Source organism: Acetobacter pomorum (assembly GCF_002738225.1).
Taxonomy (GTDB): domain Bacteria; phylum Pseudomonadota; class Alphaproteobacteria; order Acetobacterales; family Acetobacteraceae; genus Acetobacter; species Acetobacter pomorum.
On sequence record NZ_PEBQ01000144.1, the window covers coordinates 214497 to 235249 of the forward strand.

The 20753-nt window shown below is 53.6% G+C and carries 24 protein-coding genes; 10 read left to right on the forward strand and 14 right to left on the reverse strand.

Annotated features, from left to right (window positions below; all coding sequences use genetic code 11):
- The first annotated feature begins 45 nt into the window (after nucleotides 1-45).
- Both CSR02_RS11140 and CSR02_RS11145 read left to right on the forward strand, forming a co-directional pair.
- Nucleotides 46-870 carry a JAB domain-containing protein gene (locus tag CSR02_RS11140; RefSeq protein WP_099541664.1) on the forward strand — a complete coding sequence of 275 codons (825 nt, stop codon included), beginning with the start codon at nucleotides 46-48 and terminating at the stop codon, nucleotides 868-870.
- On the forward strand, nucleotides 867-1631 hold the full coding sequence (locus CSR02_RS11145; RefSeq protein ID WP_042786661.1) for a JAB domain-containing protein: 765 nt from the start codon (nucleotides 867-869) through the stop codon (nucleotides 1629-1631). The genes CSR02_RS11140 and CSR02_RS11145 overlap by 4 nt, the downstream gene beginning before the upstream one ends.
- A gap of 21 nt (nucleotides 1632-1652) precedes the next feature.
- On the opposite strand, the gene CSR02_RS11150 is transcribed toward CSR02_RS11145, so the two are convergent.
- The 3 genes from CSR02_RS11150 to CSR02_RS11160 are packed head-to-tail and all read right to left on the reverse strand — an operon-like array spanning nucleotide 1653 to nucleotide 3623.
- Nucleotides 1653-2828, reverse strand: a complete 1176-nt coding sequence (locus CSR02_RS11150; protein ID WP_099541665.1) for a 5-(carboxyamino)imidazole ribonucleotide synthase — start codon at nucleotides 2826-2828, stop codon at nucleotides 1653-1655.
- Nucleotides 2825-3373, reverse strand: a complete 549-nt coding sequence (gene purE, locus CSR02_RS11155) for a 5-(carboxyamino)imidazole ribonucleotide mutase (RefSeq protein ID WP_099541666.1) — start codon at nucleotides 3371-3373, stop codon at nucleotides 2825-2827. Before purE ends, CSR02_RS11150 begins: the two co-directional genes overlap by 4 nt.
- Nucleotides 3374-3416: 43 nt before the next feature.
- Complete coding sequence (locus CSR02_RS11160) at nucleotides 3417-3623, reverse strand: YdcH family protein (RefSeq protein ID WP_042786659.1); 207 nt, start codon at nucleotides 3621-3623, stop codon at nucleotides 3417-3419.
- A 238-nt stretch (nucleotides 3624-3861) separates the two neighbouring features.
- On the opposite strand from CSR02_RS11160, the gene CSR02_RS11165 reads away from it, so the two are divergent.
- The gene (locus CSR02_RS11165; protein WP_095045800.1) at nucleotides 3862-4026 is read left to right on the forward strand and encodes a YdcH family protein; all 165 of its coding nucleotides are present in this window, start codon (nucleotides 3862-3864) and stop codon (nucleotides 4024-4026) included.
- Between the two features lie 72 nt (nucleotides 4027-4098).
- Here CSR02_RS11165 and CSR02_RS11170 read toward each other — a convergent pair whose 3' ends face one another.
- The 3 genes from CSR02_RS11170 to rpmE form a co-directional block, all read right to left on the reverse strand.
- Nucleotides 4099-4689 (reverse strand): DUF1013 domain-containing protein, encoded by a 591-nt coding sequence (locus tag CSR02_RS11170; protein ID WP_042786839.1) that lies wholly within the window; start codon nucleotides 4687-4689, stop codon nucleotides 4099-4101.
- Nucleotides 4690-4929: 240 nt separating this feature from the next.
- Nucleotides 4930-5436: an Hsp20 family protein gene (locus CSR02_RS11175; protein ID WP_099541667.1), complete on the reverse strand. Its 507-nt coding sequence runs from the start codon at nucleotides 5434-5436 to the stop codon at nucleotides 4930-4932.
- Nucleotides 5437-5618: 182 nt separating this feature from the next.
- Nucleotides 5619-5849, reverse strand: a complete 231-nt coding sequence (rpmE, locus tag CSR02_RS11180) for a 50S ribosomal protein L31 (RefSeq protein WP_042786657.1) — start codon at nucleotides 5847-5849, stop codon at nucleotides 5619-5621.
- Nucleotides 5850-6139: 290 nt separating this feature from the next.
- On the opposite strand from rpmE, the gene mscL reads away from it, so the two are divergent.
- Both mscL and CSR02_RS11190 read left to right on the forward strand, forming a co-directional pair.
- Complete coding sequence (mscL, locus tag CSR02_RS11185; RefSeq protein ID WP_042786656.1) at nucleotides 6140-6619, forward strand: large conductance mechanosensitive channel protein MscL; 480 nt, start codon at nucleotides 6140-6142, stop codon at nucleotides 6617-6619.
- A gap of 67 nt (nucleotides 6620-6686) precedes the next feature.
- A complete protein-coding gene (locus CSR02_RS11190; RefSeq protein WP_099541668.1) occupies nucleotides 6687-7109 on the forward strand; it encodes a hypothetical protein in 423 nt (140 codons plus the stop codon).
- A gap of 73 nt (nucleotides 7110-7182) precedes the next feature.
- Here CSR02_RS11190 and secF read toward each other — a convergent pair whose 3' ends face one another.
- The gene (gene secF, locus CSR02_RS11195) at nucleotides 7183-8133 is read right to left on the reverse strand and encodes a protein translocase subunit SecF (RefSeq protein WP_099541669.1); all 951 of its coding nucleotides are present in this window, start codon (nucleotides 8131-8133) and stop codon (nucleotides 7183-7185) included.
- Nucleotides 8134-8145: 12 nt separating this feature from the next.
- Nucleotides 8146-9711: a protein translocase subunit SecD gene (gene secD, locus CSR02_RS11200; RefSeq protein WP_183172560.1), complete on the reverse strand. Its 1566-nt coding sequence runs from the start codon at nucleotides 9709-9711 to the stop codon at nucleotides 8146-8148.
- A gap of 235 nt (nucleotides 9712-9946) precedes the next feature.
- Between secD and CSR02_RS11210 the strand changes: the two genes are divergently transcribed.
- The 3 genes from CSR02_RS11210 (at nucleotide 9947) to CSR02_RS11220 (ending at nucleotide 14152) form a co-directional block, all read left to right on the forward strand.
- A complete protein-coding gene (locus tag CSR02_RS11210) occupies nucleotides 9947-10927 on the forward strand; it encodes a Gfo/Idh/MocA family protein (RefSeq protein ID WP_099541672.1) in 981 nt (326 codons plus the stop codon).
- A 199-nt stretch (nucleotides 10928-11126) separates the two neighbouring features.
- On the forward strand, nucleotides 11127-13058 hold the full coding sequence (locus CSR02_RS11215; protein WP_099541673.1) for a ribonucleoside-diphosphate reductase subunit alpha: 1932 nt from the start codon (nucleotides 11127-11129) through the stop codon (nucleotides 13056-13058).
- A gap of 74 nt (nucleotides 13059-13132) precedes the next feature.
- Entirely contained in the window at nucleotides 13133-14152 is a 1020-nt protein-coding gene (locus tag CSR02_RS11220; protein ID WP_042786650.1) for a ribonucleotide-diphosphate reductase subunit beta, read from the forward strand.
- A 5-nt stretch (nucleotides 14153-14157) separates the two neighbouring features.
- On the opposite strand, the gene CSR02_RS11225 is transcribed toward CSR02_RS11220, so the two are convergent.
- Complete coding sequence (locus CSR02_RS11225; RefSeq protein WP_099541674.1) at nucleotides 14158-14913, reverse strand: tRNA1(Val) (adenine(37)-N6)-methyltransferase; 756 nt, start codon at nucleotides 14911-14913, stop codon at nucleotides 14158-14160.
- 117 nt (nucleotides 14914-15030) lie between these two features.
- On the opposite strand from CSR02_RS11225, the gene CSR02_RS11230 reads away from it, so the two are divergent.
- Nucleotides 15031-16101, forward strand: a complete 1071-nt coding sequence (locus CSR02_RS11230) for a polyprenyl synthetase family protein (RefSeq protein WP_042786648.1) — start codon at nucleotides 15031-15033, stop codon at nucleotides 16099-16101.
- A gap of 26 nt (nucleotides 16102-16127) precedes the next feature.
- Here CSR02_RS11230 and CSR02_RS11235 read toward each other — a convergent pair whose 3' ends face one another.
- Entirely contained in the window at nucleotides 16128-16982 is an 855-nt protein-coding gene (locus CSR02_RS11235) for a glutamate racemase (RefSeq protein ID WP_244176954.1), read from the reverse strand.
- A gap of 4 nt (nucleotides 16983-16986) precedes the next feature.
- A complete protein-coding gene (locus tag CSR02_RS11240; RefSeq protein WP_042786647.1) occupies nucleotides 16987-17742 on the reverse strand; it encodes an orotate phosphoribosyltransferase in 756 nt (251 codons plus the stop codon).
- Nucleotides 17743-17988: 246 nt separating this feature from the next.
- Between CSR02_RS11240 and CSR02_RS11245 the strand changes: the two genes are divergently transcribed.
- Nucleotides 17989-18228 carry a hypothetical protein gene (locus CSR02_RS11245; RefSeq protein WP_042786645.1) on the forward strand — a complete coding sequence of 80 codons (240 nt, stop codon included), beginning with the start codon at nucleotides 17989-17991 and terminating at the stop codon, nucleotides 18226-18228.
- A gap of 178 nt (nucleotides 18229-18406) precedes the next feature.
- On the opposite strand, the gene gltA is transcribed toward CSR02_RS11245, so the two are convergent.
- From gltA to CSR02_RS11260, 3 genes are all read right to left on the reverse strand, one after another.
- Nucleotides 18407-19717: a citrate synthase gene (gene gltA, locus CSR02_RS11250; protein ID WP_099541676.1), complete on the reverse strand. Its 1311-nt coding sequence runs from the start codon at nucleotides 19715-19717 to the stop codon at nucleotides 18407-18409.
- Nucleotides 19718-19869: 152 nt separating this feature from the next.
- Nucleotides 19870-20394 carry a SixA phosphatase family protein gene (locus CSR02_RS11255; protein WP_099541677.1) on the reverse strand — a complete coding sequence of 175 codons (525 nt, stop codon included), beginning with the start codon at nucleotides 20392-20394 and terminating at the stop codon, nucleotides 19870-19872.
- A gap of 9 nt (nucleotides 20395-20403) precedes the next feature.
- Nucleotides 20404-20733, reverse strand: a complete 330-nt coding sequence (locus CSR02_RS11260; protein ID WP_042786642.1) for a chorismate mutase — start codon at nucleotides 20731-20733, stop codon at nucleotides 20404-20406.
- Between the last annotated feature and the right edge of the window lie 20 nt (nucleotides 20734-20753).

Below are 20753 nucleotides of genomic sequence, written 5' to 3' on the forward strand. Positions count from 1 at the left end.
GCCTTTATATAAGCATGTGCGCTTCAGGCCAAACGGAGCAATGGAATGGAGAGACAGTCAGCGGGACAGAAAAGGCAAAAAAAGCCTGAGCATTCCGTTGCAAAGGCTGGCACAACCCAAGGTTGTCAATCTGCGCCTCAAGCTTCCATACCTGCTTTTGAAAGTACTGGCCCCACAGGGCATCGTAAACGCATGCGCCAGCGGGTAATGGCGCAGGGAGCCGCTGCTCTTGCTGATTATGAATTGCTGGAAATGCTGTTGTATGTTGGGGTTCCGCGTAAGGATACAAAGCCGCTGGCTAAAAGCCTTATCAATGCGTTTGGCTCTTTTCAGGCAGTTATAGAAGCAAAAGAAGAAGATCTGCGCCAGATTGGCGGTGTAACGCGCGCCAGTGCGGCATTATTACAGAATGTGGCCCGCGTGGCAGACAGGTTGCCAGAAAATGGTGCAGAATCACGCCGTTTTTTGGGGAACTGGGACAGTATTTTAGAATATGCAGATGTGTATCTGGCGCATACGCCCAAAGGGCAGGTGCGGGCTTTGTTTCTGGATAGCCGTAACCAGTTGATTGCGGATGAAACTGTGCCGGCCTTTTTGCATGAAGACAGCAGCCATGAAGCCATGGCCTGTATTCGGCATGCTGTGGCGCAGGTTTTGCAACGTGCACTGGCCTTGCATGCCTGCGCATTGGTAACTGTGGATCTGGTAGCGGAAGATCAAACGTTGGATGAAAGCCTTGCACAAAATGCACCATTTGTGCGGGAATTACAGCGGAGCGCCCCATTGTTGGCTGTGGAGGTGCATGATCATATTGCTATAGGACGCGGAGAATGGCGCAGCTTTAATCACTCTGCAGGTTCAAAATCTTGAAGCGTCCGCCCACAAAGTCAGAAAAAAATGCCACCGGTCAATTTGCTGATGCTACACATTTCCGGCTGAATGTTGCAACTGCGCAAACCGTTCCATTTGCCGCCGAAATGCATGAGCGCGCAGAGCAGACGTTTCCGGGAGCAGAAGATACGGATTTTACCCTGTTATGCAGCCTTATATTGCAAGCGCAGCCCAGGAATATAAAAGCAAATGAACAGGCACAGAATTTATTGCAAGAATATGGAAGTCTGGCAGCAGTAATGGCTGCAGTAAGTTGGCAGGAAACAAGTAAAAGTATAAAAACTTTGCCAGAAGCTGTGCGTGTTCTGCTTATGCTGGTGCGTGAATCCGGGTTGCGTATCCAGCGTGCAAGATTGCAACATTCCGGCATATTGGCAGAACAACAACAGCTGTATGCTTATTTGCGGGCCATAATGGGGCCGGAAAAGCGCGAGCAAGTGCGTGTTCTTTTTCTAAATGACCAGCATCAACTTCTGGCTGACGATATTATGGGGCAGGGTACCGTAGACCATACTCCCGTTTACCCGCGGGAAATTGTAGCCCGCGCGCTACAATTAAAGGCAACCCTGTTGGTATTGGTGCATAACCACCCCAGCGGTGACCCAACACCTTCAGCCGATGATGTAGTGATGACAAACCAAATCTGTGGGGCGGCAAAAATTATGAATATCCATGTTTGGGATCATATCATTGTTGCCGGAGAAAAGCTGTTGAGCATGCGTGAAGCAGGGTTTTTGTAAGTATCTGCTTCACGCAGTGCCTTAACTGGCAGATGTCTCTTCTTCCACAGCGGCCGTTTTGGTGGCCAATGGGCCCAAGGCATCCTGAATACCCAAATTGCCTGGCAGCGCACCGTAGGGGAACAGAACATTTACATGCCCCATTTTACGGCCCACTCTGGCTTCTGCCTTGCCATATAGATGTGGAATAAAGCCCTGCGTGGCCATAATTTGCGGCAGCAGCGCCATATCTTCCGGCCCGACCAGATTTTTCATGATCGCATCAGAATGGCGCACAGCGTGTGGCAAAGGCAGCCCCGCAACTGCACGGATATGCATGTCAAATTGGTCCTGCGGGCAGGCATTCATGGTCCAATGACCAGAATTATGGGGGCGCGGGGCCATTTCATTCACCAGCAGGTTGCCGGTGCGATCAACAAACATTTCAACGCCCAGAATACCAACCAGCTCCAGCTTTTCTGCAATGGTGGTGGCTAGTTTTATGGCCTGCGTGGCAATATCTGGGTCAATGGGGGCGGGGGCTAATGTCAGATCCAGAATACCGTTCCAGTGCCGGTTCAGGGCCGGGTCAAAGCACCTTACCGTGCCATCTGCACCACGCGCCACCATAACACTAATCTCGCAGGCAAAATCCACCATACCTTCTGCAACCAGAGGATGTGGTGCCAGAGCGTTGAAAGCCTCTTCCAGATCATGGATGTGATGCACACGGCGCTGGCCTTTGCCATCATATCCATTGCGAGTGGTTTTGAGAATCAGCGGCAAACCCACTTTTTCTGCGGCTTCGTGTAGCGTTTTGACATCGGTAACCGGATGCCATGGCGCGAGCGGAATACCCGCAGAAGCAAAAAAAGTTTTTTCTGCCAACCGGTCCTGACTGATGCGCAGAATATGCCCCGAAGGATGAACAGGGCAGTGTTTGGCTAGGCGGTCCAGTGCATCTGCGCTGATGTTTTCAAATTCAAAGGTAACAACATCAACAGCGCGGGCAAAGGCATCCAGTGCTGTCGGGTCATCATACTTGCCGCATGTTACGGAGTGAGAGACCTGAGCCGCCGGGCCGTTGGCCTCTGGCGTAAGAATATGCGTGCGAAAACCAAGGCGCGCGGCAGCAACAGCAGACATGCGGCCAAGCTGGCCCCCCCCCACAATGCCGATAACGGCATTGGGCTTAAGCGGAGAATGTAAAGAGGTCATTTATCTTCGGTAATGGGAGAGTTGGGGACAGAGGCCGTCTGCAATGCGCGCCATGTTTCAAGGCGTGCGGCAAGGGCCGGGTTATGCAGTGCAAGAATGGAGGCGGCCAGCAAGGCGGCATTTTTGGCGCCGGATGCCCCAATAGCCAAAGTGCCCACAGGCACGCCGCCGGGCATCTGCACAATGGAAAGCAGGCTGTCCATGCCTTTAAGAGCGCGAGATTCTACCGGAACACCCAGCACGGGCAGGCGTGTCCATGCCGCGCACATACCCGGCAGATGCGCAGCTCCACCAGCTCCGGCAATAATCACATCCAGGCCGCGTTCGGCTGCCGTACGCGCATAATCCGCCAACCGGTCTGGAGTACGATGTGCTGAAACAATGAGGGTTTCATGCGGAATTTCCAGCTCTGTCAGCAATGCGTCTGCATGGCGCATGGTTTCCCAGTCTGACTGGCTGCCCATGATAATGCCCACAACGGGGGCAGAGGCTGCTTTATCTTCTAAAGCACTGGAAGCAGAGGGCAGGGGGGCGGTTTCGCTCACGGTGGGTATCTATCCGGTTTTTTAAAGTCTGTAACGGAGAGGTTCAGGCAATGTCATCAGGGATCAGAAGGCTTTCAACCTTGGTAATCTGATCTTTTAACAGAAGTTTACGTTTTTTCAGCCGCTGGAGATAGAGTTGGTCAATAAAAGTGGTTTCATGCGCCATGCGGTTGATAACCGTATCCAGATCTCTGTGTTCACTCCGGAGTTCATGCAGTTGGGCAAGCAGTAAATCGCGATCTCGCAGCATGATGTCCTGTCTCCTTCACCATTGGTGCGGAATCGTGCGCCGGGTGTGGCGGCCCGCAAAGTGAATAGCATGCCCGAAGCAGTGTTTACCATGTAAGGCCCGGACGCCAGCCAGGATTACAAAAAAACTTCCATGCTCAGGCTGCATACCAGAAGGGCACGATATATGAAATTAACATGAACTTTCTTGACCTCGGTACGTTAGCGTTGACGGGTCATCAATCGAGTGGAGGCCACAAATGACACGCCTTTCAAGGATCGAAAGTCTTAAAACGCGCCATTTCCGTATTGATCAGAAAATTATGAGCGAAGGCGGACGCCCCAGACCGGACGCGCGCGTGTTGATGTGCCTGAAACTTCAGAAATTGCGAATTAAGGAAGAAATAGAGCGTCTTTCAACCTGATATTCAATTTGGCACACTGAACATTTCTGAGGCAGAAAACGATTGTTTTTCTGCCTCAGACTATAACGCGGTTTATTCTTCAGAAATACTAAAGCTTTCCACGTCTGTAACAGGTGCAGGAATTTCCTGCCCTTCACGTTCCAGACGCATATTGGCTTCATGCACGGCAGCGTTCAGGTCTGTCTGGCTGCACAGCCCCACTGTTACCGGATCACGCGGTTTGATGTTGGGGGTGTTCCAGTGCTGCTTGTTGCGCACTTTTGCAATGGTATCTTTGGTGGTGCCAAGAAGCTTGACAATCTGCTGATCGCTCAGCTGCGGATAGTTGCGTAGCAGAAAAGCAATGCCATCTGGACGATCATGACGCTTGGCAACAGGCGTATAACGCGCCCCTTTGGAGCGGCGGCGTACAGGATTGTTGGTTGGCAGAATTTTCAGCCGTGCGTTGGGGTCTTTCTCACAACGCTGGATTTCTTCCTGCTTGAGCTGATGATTCGCAATCGGATCATAACCGACAATGCCATGTGCCACTTCGCCATCTGCAATGGCCTGCACTTCCAACGGGTGCATACCGCAAAAAGCGGCAATCTGTTCAAAACTGAGCGCTGTTTTTTCAATCAGCCACACAGCGGTTGCTTTGGGCATTAACGGTAGGGTCGTCATGGTTTTGTATTCCTGTCGTCGGGCGGCGCTTGCGCAGGCACCGGGAACTTGACGGCCCGGAACGTGTTCCGCAGGCCTGCGTGCCTGCCGGCGCGCATCTGTGCCACGATATGGGGGGAGTGGCTGCTTCAGGTCAAGCCGCAATGCACACAACACCTACATTCTGCACAAATAAAATAAGGGGAAGCCGCAGCTTCCCCTTACCTTGCCAATATATGGTTTATGCGCACTGTGCCGTTATCAGGCCGCTGTAGCTATGCTTTGCGGGGCCTGCGGTTGTGTCGGCTGTTGGGCAGCGGAAACCACGGTATGTTCCGCAGGTGTGGAATTGACGGTTTTAACCGGAATGCGGCGCGGTTTGAGTGCATCGGGAATAATTTGTTGCACAGTAATACGGAGCAAGCCGTTGTTCATTTCCGCGCCGGTCACTTCAACATGATCTGCCAGTGCAAAACGGCGCTCAAACGCGCGGCGTGCAATACCACGATGCAAGATTTCGCCTTCATCCTGCGGTGTGGTGACACGGCCAGAAACAACAAGCGTGTTATCCTGCACAATCAATTCAATATCATCCGGCCCAAAGCCAGCTATCGCCATTGTCAGCGTGTACCGATCATTTCCCGTTTTAGCGATATCATAAGGAGGGAAGCTGGAATTGCCGGGAGACCGGGCAGCGCTATCCATCACCTGTGCCAGGCGGTCAAACCCAATTGCAGTACGCAGCAGCGGTGTAAAATCGTAACTCATGTAAGAACCTCCTCGTTCAGCAAGGTTCTGCCGGTTTTGCCAAGACCCCCGAAGGCAATCTGCCCGGCAGCGTTGTTTGGCGGAAACCCCATATACGGGCATTTCCATCCCTCTGAACGTGGAAAGCCCCGCACTCTTTTTCAAGAGGCGGGGCTTTTGAACCTGCGTAAAGAACTGAAAAATCAGCCTTTCTTGCGGGTGCCAATACCAGCAAAACGCTTGTTGAACTTGGCAACCTGGCCCCCGGTATCCAGCATACGCTGCACGCCTGTCCATGCTGGGTGAGACTTGGGGTCAACATCCAGACGGAGTGTGTCGCCAGCCTTGCCATAGCAGGAATGCGTCTTGAATTCCGTGCCATCGGTCATGACAACATTGATTTCGTGATAATCGGGGTGAATGCCGGGTTTCATGAAACTGGTTCTTTCGTTACAGCAGAAAGGGCCCGATACCGACCGGGCCAAGAGTGCCGTGCATATAAACGAAATGCGTGTGTTGGATCAACCGTTCATTTTGTTTTGCTTGGCAAGATGAAGATACGCCGCAAATAAATGGCCAATTACACCGTTTGTGCTGCATTTGTGCTACAGAACGCATGAAATATTAAGAAAAGTCTATCCATTTGGATACTATGGGCTTGAGAGCGCAGCGCTAAAACGGCTAATTCAGGGCAGTATTTCCCAGTATTTACAGGATTTTTTGTATGGCTGACCTTAAGTCTCACGTCCATGCCCCAGGTTGGGTGGGCGAATTCCGGGCATTCATTATGCGCGGTAATGTTGTTGATCTGGCTGTTGGTGTTATTATTGGTGCTGCGTTTACATCAATTGTAAACAGCTTGGTAAAAGACATTTTCAACCCACTTATTGGCCTTCTTATTGGCGGGATTGATTTTTCCAACCTGTTTATCACCCTTAAAGGCCCGCATCTGGCCACTCTGGCAGAAGCCCAGAAAGCCGGTGCCGTTACGCTGAACATTGGCCTGTTCCTGAACGCTGTAATCCAGTTTCTGATTGTGGCCATGGCCATTTTCTGGATGGTAAAAGCTCTGACACGCCTGCATGTGCGTGAAGATGAACAGCCCAAGGCACCGCCGCCGCCCTCCAAAACCGAAGTTCTGCTTGAGCAGATTCGTGATGAACTGGCAGCCAACAATAAAGATCAGGCTCCACATCAGGGCTAATCCGCCTTGCATGTGCCACCATAACTATAAAATGGTGGGTGTGTGATCTGTTTCCGGAAAGTAGGATATGGGATATGCTTCTTGTATGAAGCGCTCCCGATCCAGCTTTCCGGTTTTTTTTCGTTCAGCTTTAGGTGTTCTGGCTATTTTTGGGTTGGCCGGGTGCCAAAGCTCACACGGCCTTAAGGTGCAGGAAACACCGCGCACGCTGCTTTACAGCTACGTTATTGCCAATGGTATGGCGCGCGGACGTATGATGACAGAAGACCTACCGCCAGCTCAGGTTTTCAACATCGTTACAACAGACAAAAATGCGCTTGTGGCCATTCTGGCTTTTCGGGATAAACCAACCCGCAGCACGCTGCGGCAGGCCGGCCAGAAAGTGGAAGATTTTATTGGCGCTATAGAGCAACCCGCTCAGCCTCTTTCACCAGCAGTGTCTGGCCCCATTCTCCTTCCGCCTCCACTCACTCCCGGTTTTATCCATTAAGCATAAAAAAACGGAGCAGGGTGTATAACCCGCTCCGTTTTTTGTTGGTGTGGTGCAGATAAATAAAGACAGATCAGCTTTTCTGTTGTGCCGGAGCGGAAGGCGCCTTGGCGCCGCGTTTCAATCTGCCTTCTCCCATAAACAGCAGCAATGGTGCGGCAATAAAAATGGAGGAGGAAGTGCCCACCACAATGCCGAACAGCATTGTCCATGCAAAACCGGAAAGTGTGGCACCACCCCACAGTGCTAACGGAAGCGCTGCCAGAAATACGGTGCAGGATGTGCCCAAAGTACGGTTCAGTGTTTCGTTAATGGACAGGTTGATCAGTTCCATCAGCGGCATGGTGCGATATTTGCGCAGGTTTTCACGCACGCGGTCATACACCACCACCTTATCATTGGTGGAATACCCCAGAATGGTCAGAATGGCAGCCACCATAACAAGGTCAAATTCAAAACCGGTGAGCACCAGAAAGCCCATGGTTTTGGTGAGATCCAGCACCAGTGTAATAACGGCGCTGAGGGCAAACTCCCATTCAAAGCGGAACCAGATGTAAGCCAGAATCATGGCTAGGCTGAGCCCAAGGGCCAGCATGCCATTGCGGAACAGCTCGGCAGAAACAGAAGCGCCAACAGCATCGGCCCGCAAAATGGTGGTGCCCGGCTGTGCTTCTGTTACCGCGCGGCGCACCGTGTCCACCACGGCATCTGTGTTCTGGTTATCGCCCGCATCAAGGCGGATCAGCACATCATCAGGTGCACCAAAGGCCTGAAGTGAGGCATGGGAAATATGCTGCGCTGCCAATGCCGCACGCAGCTTGCCAAAATCTGCAGGGCCACTGGTTTTGGCTTCCACCACAATGCCGCCTCTAAAATCCAGCCCCAGTGTCAGACCGGGGTGGAAGAACAAAATGATAGAGGCAATAGAAAGCACAGCCGAGACAATAAGCCCCATGTACCGGCCGCGCATGAAGTTGATATGCGTGTCTTTGCGCACAAAACGCAGAAGAGGACGTCCGAACATAATGGCCTCGCTTCAGACAGGCAGGCTGGCAGGGCGCGTACGCGCATACCAGCGGGCCATAAGCATGCGGGAAAGCAGCAGGGTGGTGAACAGCGTGGTGGCAATACCAATGGTAATGGTCAGCGCAAAGCCACGCACCGGCCCCGTGCCAAAGACAAACAGCATGACATGGGCCAAAAAGGCCGTGGCATTACTATCTACAATGGTGGAAGTGGCGCGTTCAAACCCGGTTTGCATGGCGGCCAGAGGCGTGCGGCCGCGGGCCACTTCCTCGCGTATGCGCTCGTTAATCAGGATATTGGCATCCACCGCCATCCCCAAGGTCAGCAGCATACCTGCCATACCCGGCAGGGTGAGTGTGGCTTCAAAGAGAGAGAGAATAGCCACCATCAGAATAAGATTGGCCAGCAGGGCAACATCTGCGTACCAGCCAAAGCGGCCATAAAACAGCACCATAAAGACCACAACCAGCAAAAAACCAACGCCAAGGCTGAGAATGCCAGCCCGAATGGAATCGGCCCCAAGGGATGGTCCAATGCTGCGCTGTTCTACCACGCTCAGCGGTGCAGGCAGTGCGCCAGCCCGGAGCATAAGGGCCAGATCCGTGGCTTTCTGGGCGTCAAACCCGCCCGTAATCTGCCCGTTGCCACCTGTAATGGGGGTGCGGATAACAGGGGCTTCCACCACCTTGTTATCCAGAACAATGGCAAAGCGTTTGCCTACATTGGCCTGCGTAACAGATGAAAATGCCCGTGTACCAACTGAATCGAACGAGAAGCTGACCGCCCATTCGCCCGTCTGCTGGTCAATTACGGCGCCAGCATTTGTCAGGTCTGTGCCGTCCACATCCACATGGTCAAAAACGGGCAGGGGACCTCCTTCAGCCGGGTTGGCCATTGGTACAAGGCTTACACCCGGCGGCGGATAGGTGGCGTGCACCGGGTTGGAATCCACCAGCCGAAAGGTCATTTTGGCGGTGGTGCCAAGTAGTGCCTTGATCCGCTCTGGATCACTGATGCCGGGCAGTTCCACCACAATCCGGTCATCACCCTGGCGAGTGATTTCCGGGTCTACCGCGCCGGTGCCATCAATACGCCGCCGCACAATCTCGATAGACTGGGTGACAGCATCACGCGCGCGGGCCTTGATGGCATCGGCTGAAAGCACGAGGGCGACTGTGCCATCATCCTGCTTTTTTACGCTGAATTCATTGGGCACAACGCGGGGTAGTTTATCCAGCGTGGCAACATCTGCATCCGTCTCAGCCGCATCACGCGGTTGGAAGGAAACAGTGTTTTTATCAGTATCCACGTTGATATTCTGGTAACCCAACTGAGATTTCAGAAGGGTATCACGCGTGTTTTCCGCCAGTGTCTGGAGCCTGTCATGTGTAAGGCTTTTAAGGTCAACCTGCATCAGCAGGTAGGACCCGCCCCGCAAATCCAACCCCAGATGGATCTGACGCCATGGTATGGAAGGGAAAGGCTTGCGCATACCATTGGGTAGGCACAGCAGCAGGCCCAACAGGCACACGCCCAGCACCGAGGCCAGTTTGAGGCGGCTGTAATACATTCTCACCTGATCGCTTGCAGTTTTCTTGCCCGGAACATGCCGCCCCGGCAGGCGGGATGCAACCGTTGTGCTGCATTATTCGCGTTTCATACCTGTTGTATGGTCGCCACACCCAGATGTACGTGGCCAAACTGCATCAGTTTGCGGCAGGTCTGCCTGTTGTTGGGGGCGGCTTGCATTCGGCTGCGGGGGTGCTACGCCTGAGTGTAGTCTTGTGGTGCAGAAAAAGAAGGCGGATTTCATGGCTGAAACACTCAGGGTTGGCGTTATCGGAGCCGGGCATTTTGGGCGTTTTCATGCCTTGAAAGTGCGCCATGTTGCGCGGGAAACGCTGGTAGGGCTGTTTGACCCCGATACCAAGCGTGCCGCCTTGGTGGCAAAGGAAGCCGGATGCCCCGTTATGCAGGACGTGGATACCCTGCTGGCTGCGTGTGATGCTGTGGTGGTAGCGGCCCCGGCAGAGTTCCATTTTGAACTGGCTGTGCAGGCGCTGCGCGCTGGCAAGCATGTGCTGGTGGAAAAACCCATAGCAGCCACGCTGGAGCAGGCAGATTTTCTTGTGACCTTGGCGCATGAGAGCGGGCTGGTGTGTCAGGTTGGGCATCTGCTCCGTTATTCTGCCGAGCATGATGCCATTACCCAGCGTATTACACGCCCGCTTTATATAGAGGCCACACGTATCGCCCCCTATAAGCCGCGCGGCACGGATGTATCCGTTATTCTGGATCTGATGATCCATGATCTGGATCTGGTTCTGGCCATTGTAGATAGCCCCATTGCGCAGGTGGATGCCTTGGGGGCAGCCGTAAGCTCTGCGCATGAAGATATTGCCAATGCGCGTGTGCGGTTTGAAAACGGGTGTGTGGCCACCATTACCGCCAGCCGTATCTCACTTAAAACAGAACGGCGCATGCGTCTGTTCTCTGAAGAAGGCTACCTGTCCGCCGATTTCGTAAAACGGGAGCTGACAATGATTGGCCGAGAGCGTGGCTTGCCCTTGCCGGGTACGGGTGGATTCCGGCGTGAGCACATCACATGGAAGGAGCATGATTCGCTCTTGGCCGAACACGAAGCTTTTGTTGCTGCGTGCCTGGATGGTGCCCCTGTGGTGGTGGACGCAAATGCTGGTCGGCGTGCTCTGGCGGCGGCTCTGGCCGTGGCAGATGGTATTGCCGAATCTCGCCGCCGGATGGAGCTTTCCGGACTGATTCAGGCCGAATAAAACCAAACAGAAAACCGTGCCACAGAAGCGGGAGAAAACCGCCAGTTTCAAAATTTCAAGCCCCTTTTTCTGGCTTTGTGTGCAAAATTTCACTAGATATAGGGGGCAAGATGGCGCACAAGCACGAGATATGGTGCGGAGGCCAAGCCTCCCCATCCGACCCCGAAATTGACGCAGAAAAGAGCGGAGTAACCCAGCCATGACCCTGATTGACGTACAGGAAAATGACATTCGTCGTTCCTCGTCCGGGGGTGCTGAAGCTGGAGAGCCTGATCTGTTCAATTCCGGAAAGATGGAAGATATGGTGCAGTTGCCCGGCCATCATCAGGTGCGGGTGGACCGTTCGCGTGATGCGTTGCTGACACCTTTTGGTAAGGCCACGCTGGATAACCGCTACCTGCTGCCGGATGAAGGGTATCAGGATCTGTTCGGTCGTGTGGCTTCCTATTACGGGGCAGACGCGGCCCATGCCCAGCGTATTTATGATTACATCAGCAAGCACTGGTTCATGCCGGCAACGCCTGTTCTGTCTAATGGCGGAACATCACGCGGGCTGCCCATTTCGTGCTTTCTGAACGAGGCCAGCGATAGCCTGAAGGGCATTGTTGACCTGTGGAACGAGAACGTCTGGCTGGCCAGTAAGGGCGGTGGCATTGGGTCCTACTGGGGCAATCTGCGCTCCATTGGTGAAAATGTTGGCCGTAACGGCAAAACATCCGGCGTTATTCCGTTCATCCGTGTGATGGATAGCCTCACGCTGGCTATTTCTCAGGGGTCTTTGCGCCGTGGGTCTGCTGCGGTGTATCTGCCGGTATGGCACCCGGAAATTGAAGAATTTATCGAACTGCGTCGCCCAACAGGGGGAGACCCCAACCGTAAGGCGCTGAACCTGCATCATGGCGTGCTGGTGTCAGATGCCTTTATGCGGGCGGTGGAAAGTGATGATGAATGGGCGCTCGTTTCCCCCAAGGATGGCAGCGTTATCCGTAAAATTTCCGCCCGCGCATTGTGGATTCGTATTCTCACCGCGCGGATGGAACAGGGTGAACCCTACATTGTTTATTCCGACCACGTGAACAATGCGCGGCCTGAACACCACAAGCTGGCCGGGCTGGAAGTCAAAACCTCCAACCTGTGTTCCGAAATTACGCTGCCAACCGGCATAGATCATCACGGCAAGGCCCGTACGGCTGTGTGCTGTCTTTCCTCCCTCAATCTGGAAACGTGGGATGAGTGGAAAGACAATCCGCAGTTTATTGAGGACGTGATGCTGTTCCTTGATAACGTGTTGCAGGATTTTATCGACCGTGCGCCTGAAGACATGCACCGTGCCAAATATGCGGCTATGCGGGAGCGTTCTGTCGGGTTGGGTGTTATGGGCTTCCATACCTTCCTGCAAAGCCGCAACGTGCCGTTTGAAAGCGTGGTAGCAAAAGTCTGGAACCGTAAGATTTTCAAGCATATTCGTGAGCAGGCGGATGCGGCATCCCGCAAACTGGCGGAACTGCGCGGCCCGTGCCCGGATGCTGAAGAATACGGTATTATGGAGCGTTTTTCCAACAAGATGGCCATTGCGCCCACGGCATCCATTTCCATTATTGCTGGGAATGCCAGCCCGGGTATTGAGCCGATAGCGGCCAATGTGTTCTTGCAGAAAACGCTTTCCGGTTCCTTTACGGTACGTAACCGGCACTTGCAGAAATTGCTGGCAGAAAAAGGGAAAGATACGCCGGAGGTGTGGTCTTCCATCACCACCAGCAAGGGCAGCGTGCAACATCTGGACTTTCTGACCCAGCAGGAAAAGGATGTGTTCAAAACTGCCTTTGAACTGGATCAGCGCTGGATAGTGGAGCATGCGGCGGATCGCCAGCCGTTTATCTGTCAGGCGCAATCGGTCAATCTGTTCCTGCCAGCAGATGTGCATAAGCGGGATTTGCACCAGATCCACTATATGGCGTGGAAGAAGGGCCTGAAGTCTCTGTATTATTGCCGCAGCCTGTCTATTCAGCGTGCAGATACAGTGAGCAATGTGCTGGCCAAAAATGATGTGATGAACGTGGATTCATCCCAAGCGCAGTCTGGTCCCACATCCAGTGGGAATAACTACGAAGAATGCTTGGCCTGCCAGTAAGCATTGGCCACGAACAACTTGTTTATAAAAGAAATATGACGGCTTCCCGCGTGTTGCCGTCAAAAGGGGGCAGCATGAGCGCGCATATGTCTGGTCAGGAGCCGCAGCAGGAACAGAAGTTTGACCTGCTGACAGCCAACCCGGTTTACAAGCCGTTCCGCTATCCGTGGGCGTATGATGCGTGGCTGACGCAGCAGCGCCTGCACTGGCTGCCGGAAGAAGTACCACTTGCTGATGACGTGAAAGACTGGCACCGCGTTTTAAACGAGGGTGAGCAGCATCTTGTAACGCAGATTTTCCGCTTCTTCACCCAGTCTGATGTGGAAGTGAACAACTGCTACATGAAGCACTACAGCCGTGTGTTTAAACCCACGGAAGTGCTGATGATGCTTTCGGCGTTTTCCAACATCGAAACCATCCATATTGCCGCGTACAGCTACCTTCTGGATACACTCGGTATGCCCGAAACCGAGTATTCCGCTTTCCTTAAATATAAGGAAATGAAGGATAAGTACGATTACATGCAGACGTTCACGGTGGACAGTAAGCATGAAATCGCCAAAACGCTGGCAGCTTTTGGGGCCTTTACGGAAGGGCTTCAGCTTTTTGCATCTTTTGCCATTCTGCTGAACTTCCCACGCTTCAACAAGCTCAAGGGCATGGGGCAGATTGTGTCATGGTCTGTGCGTGATGAAACACTGCACTGCCTCTCCATTATCCGATTGTTCCGCGTGTTCATTCAGGAAAACCCGGAACTGTGGACAGAGCAGCTCCGTACGGAACTGACAGATATCTGCCGCACCATTGTGGAGCATGAAGAGGCCTTTATTGATCTGGCCTTTGAAATGGGTGCTGTAGAAGGGCTGGATGCGGAGCAGGTAAAAACCTATATCCACTTTATTGCAGACCGTCGTCTCACCCAGTTGGGGTTGGAGCCGATTTACAACACCACAACCAACCCGCTGCCGTGGCTGGATGATATGCTGAACGCAGTGGAGCACACCAACTTCTTTGAAAACCGCGCTACGGAATACAGCCGAGCCTCTACATCCGGCACGTGGGAAGAAGCCTTCGAAAATTCTGTATTCGAATAAGCAGGTTACAGCCCCGGCAACGGGGCGCCTTCTTCCAGCACTGTGCGGGCAGCCGGTGTAAAGGCCCCGTCTGCTTCATGCAGCACCAGCCCTGCCAGAATACGGGCAGGGCTTTTTACGCCCTTGCGGGCCTGCACCAACACAATGCGCGATTCTCGCCCGGCCTTTGGCCAGAAGGGATACAGCGTAACGCCTCCAAACCCAGCCTTGCAGAGGCAGAAAATGGCTTGATCTGCCAAGGCGGCGGGCAGGGCAAGCGTAATGCTGCCTTTATGGCGTAGGATTCGGGCTGCACCTTCAATCCATGTGGGCAGGGTGTCTGCGCCCATACGTCGGGCCAGATCACGCCGGGGATGGGCCGAGGCCGTGCCTGCCGGGGCATGCCATGGTGGATTCGCCATGCAATGGTCAAATGTTTGTTCCGGCTGCGCAGTGTCCGCCATAAAAACATCGGGAAATGTTGCGTTCAGAATCCTGATATTCTGCTGCGGGTTAGCTGCTACGTTTTGTTGGGCAAGGGCTGCTGTATCGCTTTCTTTTTCCACGCCTGTGCCATGAAGGGTAGGAATGCGGTAAAGCAGGCAAAGCAGCCCGGCCCCAGCGCCACAGCCAATTTCCAGCACATGTTGGCCTGTGCGGGCAGGTACAGCAGCGGCCATAAGCACAGGTTCCAGCCCTGTGCGGTAGCCTTGCAGAAACTGGCTATAGGAGATACGGCCACGCAAAAGCGTTCCGGGAGTAATGGCAAAACGAGCTGGCATGGTTTCCGATGGGAGCTATGTGTCTGGCTGGCTTGAATTCGTAGGCGCTTGACCGTTTTTCAGGTGCCTCGCATATAGAAGAACGTCAACTCATCCCATGGCTGGGGGATAAAACGTTTGGGTGTTGCAATCAGTCTGTCAGAAACAGGCAGAACCACAAGCCAGGATGGATCTGGAGTTTCAGTGAGTAAACCAGGAGAAGCAGGCCTGAAAGCGCTGGCCGATTATCTTGCGTCGGACATGCTTGCCTGCAATCAGGTCATTGTAGACCGTATGCAAAGCCCCGTGGCGCTTATACCGCAGCTTGCGGCCCATCTGGTTGCGGCGGGTGGTAAGCGGCTGCGGCCCTTGCTCACGCTGGCTGCGGCCAGAATGTGCGGCTACAACAATCAGGATGGGCGCATGCGGCATGTGGAAATTGCTGCATGTGTAGAGTTCATTCACACAGCCACGCTGCTGCATGATGATGTGGTGGATGACAGCCAGCTCCGGCGCGGGCTGGCAAGTGCCAATGCCATTTTTGGCAACAAGGCCTCTGTGCTGGTGGGGGATTTCCTGTTTGCGCGGTCTTTCCAGATTCTGACAGCAGATGCTTCTCTGGGAGTTATGGCCATTCTGTCTGCTGCCTCTGCCACGCTGGCAGAAGGTGAGGTTATGCAGATGACCACGCAGAATGATCTTTCCACATCGGTGGATCAGTATCTGCAGGTTATTTACGGCAAAACCGCTGCGCTTTTTGCGGCTGCGTGCGAATCTGGCGCCGTTATTGGTGAGGCCACACCAGAACAGCGCGAGGCCTTGCGTTTGTATGGTGCCAACTTGGGTATGGCTTTCCAGATTGTGGATGATGCGCTGGATTATGCTGCAGATCAGGCCACATTAGGCAAGGAAGTGGGGGATGATTTCCGCGAAGGAAAAGTCACTCTGCCAGTTCTGGCTGCCTATGATGCCGGAAATGAGGAAGACCGTGTTTTCTGGCGGCGGGTGATTGAGGAGTGTGATCAGCACCCCGGAGATCTGGAAGCTGCGTTGGACCGTATTGCAGCAACCAATGCCATAGGGATTACCCTGAAATGTGCGGAAGATTACGCTGCCAAGGCGCGTGAAAATCTTTCCATGTTTCCAGAAAGCACACTCAAAAATCTGTTGCTGGAAACAGCCAGTTATTCTGCAAGCCGCGAGCGTTAAGGCGGCTGCATATTGGGGGCTGGCCATTACATCTGGTAATGGCTGGCTTCCAACTGATCCATATTTTCCCACAAGGTGGCGGCACTAAACCCAAAGTGCCTGAGATGCATCAGCAAAGGCTGATCATCTGGTAACGCTGTAAACCATGCACGTGGTTGTGCGTAGGTCTTGTCTGGCAGGTTGGCCAGCAGGTTACAGGTGTGCCGTGCGACTGCGGGTGCGGGGTCCAGCCACGTCAGGTTGGGGGGGGAGAGCCTGCGCAGGCGATCCAGCACAAAGGTATAATGCGTGCAGCCAAGGCCCACGACATCCAGCCTGCTGGAATCCGGGTGAATGAACAACCCTTCAATTTCACGCAAAATAGCGGCATCCGGCACATCTTGCCCCCGAAAAGCCAGTTCTGCACAGCTTGCCAGCCCCGGTGCGGCATGGGCAATAAGTGTACATTCTGGCGCGTAAAGCGCATGCAGGCGGGAAAGATAGGGCCGCCGTATTGTGGCACGTGTGGCCAAAAGCCCAATAACTTTGGTTTGGGTGATACGCGCAGCCCAACGAATGGGAGGCACACACCCTACAAAAGGCATGTTTGGCCACGCCGCGCGCAAAGCCTCCAATGCCAATGTGCTGGCCGTATTGCAGGCAACCACCACGGCTTGAGGTTTCAGGCGTGTAATGGCTTGAGAAAGCAGAGAGACGATTCGTTCAATTAGGAATGTATCGTCCTGCTCGCCGTAAGGAAAAACGGCGGTATCGGCCAGATAATCTATACAAACTTCTGGTGCCAGTGTTTGAATGGCCCTGACAATGCCTAACCCCCCAATTCCGGAATCAAACGCCAGAATATGCCGGGGAGCAAAAAAAGCAGGGCCATGTGTGTGCACCGCTTTATTTATCCTTACCTGCCTTGAATGCTGCGGCTTCTTCCAGACTGGCAACGCCACCATGGCGGGCGGACCAAGCGCAGGGATCTTCCAGAAAACGGCGCACTTCTGATGCGGCTTCTTCTGAGAAGTATGGCCGTGTGGAGCATGCTTCCAGCACATCCCACCATGTGCACAGCGCGTGCAAGGATACGTTCATTTCCGCCAGAGTGTTCTGTGCACCGGGGAAAACACCGTAGTAGAACACCACAAACGCGTGGTTGATAATGGCCCCGGCATTACGCAATGCGTTGGCAAACTGCACTTTGGAGCCACCATCTGTGGTCAGATCTTCTACCAGCAGGGTGCGCATGTTTTCGGGCACATCGCCTTCAATCTGGGCATTGCGGCCAAACCCCTTGGGCTTTTTGCGCACATAGGCCATGGGCAGCATCATGCGGTCTGCCATCCATGCAGCAAACGGAATACCTGCAGTTTCACCCCCAACCACAGCATCCAGGCTTTCATACCCCACGTGGCGACCAATTTTTTCCACGCCCAGTTCCATAATTTTGGCGCGGGCACGGGGGAAAAAGATAATGCGGCGGCAATCAATATAGACGGGGGATTTCCAGCCAGAGGTCAGGGTATAGGGATCTTCTGGGCGGAAATTCACGGCCTTGATTTCCAGCAGCAGGCGTGCGGTGGTCAAGGCCGCGTCGCGGTCCCAGTCACTGGTCTCGGCTGGGTGGGCAGAGGCCACGCCTGAGGGTGATGTCATGTGCGCATATCCTTAAATTTAACGGTTGTGCATATATGTTTGGAATAACGCCGCAAGCGTGGAAAATCCATGCCTGATGGAAGGGTTTTCCTGCAAATACATCCTGTATTGATGTGTAAATGGCATAAGAGTGAAAAACTTGTGATGTGCAAAAGTCTGGGAATTGCTTTTTCCACCTTGCGCACAGGCCGGATGTAGCGTTTAATCAACGCTAGTTAAGATTGATTATCAGTTAAGGAACATGCCGTGGCCGCCGAAGCTAATCGTATTGCGCGCAAGTGTGAGCGGGCCGTTATAACGGCTTACAAGGAACTGCGCGAAGTTGGGACAGCAGATGTTACGGCGTTTAATGCCTGCACAACCCTGTACCGTATTCATCATCCCGAATCTTCTGTGAATGAGGCGCGGCGCCTTGTTTCCGAATGGATTGATCATCACGTTGTCCGTATGGATTCCGGCCCAACCAAAGGGTGTGATTGCAACTAGGCACTTAACGGATCGTTCAACGTTATCAAACGCATGTTCCGGCAATGGGCATGCGTTTTTTTATGCTTGAAGGCTAGGTAGCGTTTATTCGCTCTGCCGCCCTATTTTTTTGGAAAGAGCGTGCAAACAAAAAGCCGACTTCCCGTAAGGAAAGTCGGCTTTTGGGGGTTAGTCTGTTTTAGCGTTTGGCAAGCGGCACATAGTCACGCTGCGGTGCGCCAATATAAAGCTGGCGAGGGCGGCTGATACGCTGGCCCGGTTCTTCAATCATTTCCTTCCACTGGCTCACCCAGCCGGTGGTGCGGGCTACGGCAAACAGCACAGTAAACATGCTGGTGGGGATGCCCATGGCCTTGAGAATGATGCCAGAGTAGAAATCCACATTCGGGTAAAGTTTGCGCTGCACGAAGTAATCATCGCTCAGAGCAATCTTTTCCAGCTCAACCGCCAGATCCAACAGCGGATCATCCTTAATGCCAAGTTCTGTCAGCACTTCGTGGCAGGTCTGCTGCATGATCTTCGCACGAGGGTCGAAGTTCTTGTAAACGCGGTGGCCAAAGCCCATCAGCTTTACGCCGCTGTTCTTGTCCTTCACCTGTGCGATAAAGGCAGGAATATTTTCTTTCTTGCCAATACGGGCCAGCATTTTCAGCACAGCTTCGTTTGCGCCACCATGTGCAGGTCCCCACAGAGCGGCAATGCCCGCAGCAATACAGGCAAACTGATTGGCCCCTGTAGAACCAGCCAGACGTACGGTGGAGGTAGAGGCATTCTGCTCATGATCGGCATGCAGAATCAGAATCCGGTTCATGGCGCGGGCCAGAACAGGGTTGACCTTGTAAGGTTCGGACATGCGCGCGAACATCATGGACAGGAAGTTTTCTGCGTAGTTCAGATCATTCCGCGGGTAGATAAAGGCTTCACCCTGCGTGTATTTGTAAGCCCATGCCGCAATGGTTGGGATTTTGGCAATCAGCCGCATGGCTGCCAGATCCCGATTGGCGGGAATGGCAATATCGTTGGCATCTGGGTAGAAGGCAGACAAAGCCCCAACCGTACCACACAGAATGGCCATGGGATGGGCATCACGCCGGAAGCCGTTAAAGAAGTTACGGATCTGCTCGTGCAGCAGCGTATGGTTTGTAAGGGTATTGGTGAAGGTGTCGTACTGCGCCTTGTTGGGCAGTTCGCCATTCAAAAGCAGATAAATAACTTCTTCGTAGGAAGCATTTTCGGCCAGCTGCGCAATAGGGTAACCACGGTGCAGCAGAACGCCTTTATCACCATCAATAAAGGTGATTTTGCTGTTGCAGGCCGCTGTTTCCCCGTAACCTGGGTCAAACGTGAAAACGCCCAGTTGCGCCGGAAGTTTGCGGATGTCGATAACATCCGGTCCCAGAGTGCCTGAAAGCACAGGCATTTCGGCGGATTTTCCATCAACCGAAATGGTAGCGGTAGATAGCTTACCTTCTTTCTGCGACGCGCTCATTAGTGTTTCCTTCTGCATGGTTGGGCCACGGTCGCTGCTGCGGCCTGCTCGTCGCACTTTGTCACTCATTCAAAAGGAAACCGGAAGGTTGCCAGCGATAAACGAAGCGTTATCGGAAAGGAGTATGCTTGGAAAACCACAGTTTTTTGGGTTTAGGGTCGCGCGAATGTGTGCAAATGCATGCTTTGGGCATCGCACATTTGCCAGCGTGTTATATCTGGCAACGTTTCGCTACCGTACATTTCAAAAACAGCAACAGAGGCTGGAGCGAATCCCTGATCCAGCGCACTGGCCTGCATGTCTAACTGATGCGCCAGCAAGGAAATACCGGGGTTATGCCCCACCATCAGCACTGTGTGGGCTGAATCGGGAACGCGCTGAATTTGTGCCAACAAAGCTTCAGGCGTGGCGTCGTAAATATCTGCACAATATTCGGGCGTGGGAAGGGGGCATGCCAGTGCCGCCACAACGCCTGCCAGAGTCTGCCGTGTGCGCACTGCCGGGCTACATAAAATGGTATCGGGCACAATGCCGTGCGCTGCCAGCCAGTGCCCACAGCGCTGTGCCGCCTCTTGCCCTGCGGGCGTAAGTGGGCGATTCATGTCAGCATCAACGCTGAAATTTCCCAAAGGGGCGGAAGCGGCTTCAGCGTGGCGAAGCAGAACAAGGCGGCGCATGCGTGGGGCTTATGCTTTGGGGGCTTCGGCTGTGTGCCGGGCTATGGCTTCATGGTGGCGGATCACTTCATGGATAATGAAGTTCAGGAACTTTTCAGCAAAATCCGGGTCCAGATGTGCGTCTTCTGCCAGTTTACGCAGGCGGGCAATCTGCTGAGCCTCACGTGCAGGGTCTGCTGGGGGCATGTTGTAGCGTGCTTTAAGTGCACCTACAGCCTTGGTGCAGCGGAAACGTTCCGCCAGCATGGAAACCAGGGCAGAATCGATATTATCAATACTACAGCGCAGGTCCTGAAGGGCCTGAGTGGGGGAGATGGGCTGGTCGTCTGTCACGGTCATGCTGTTCCGGTTCTGTCACA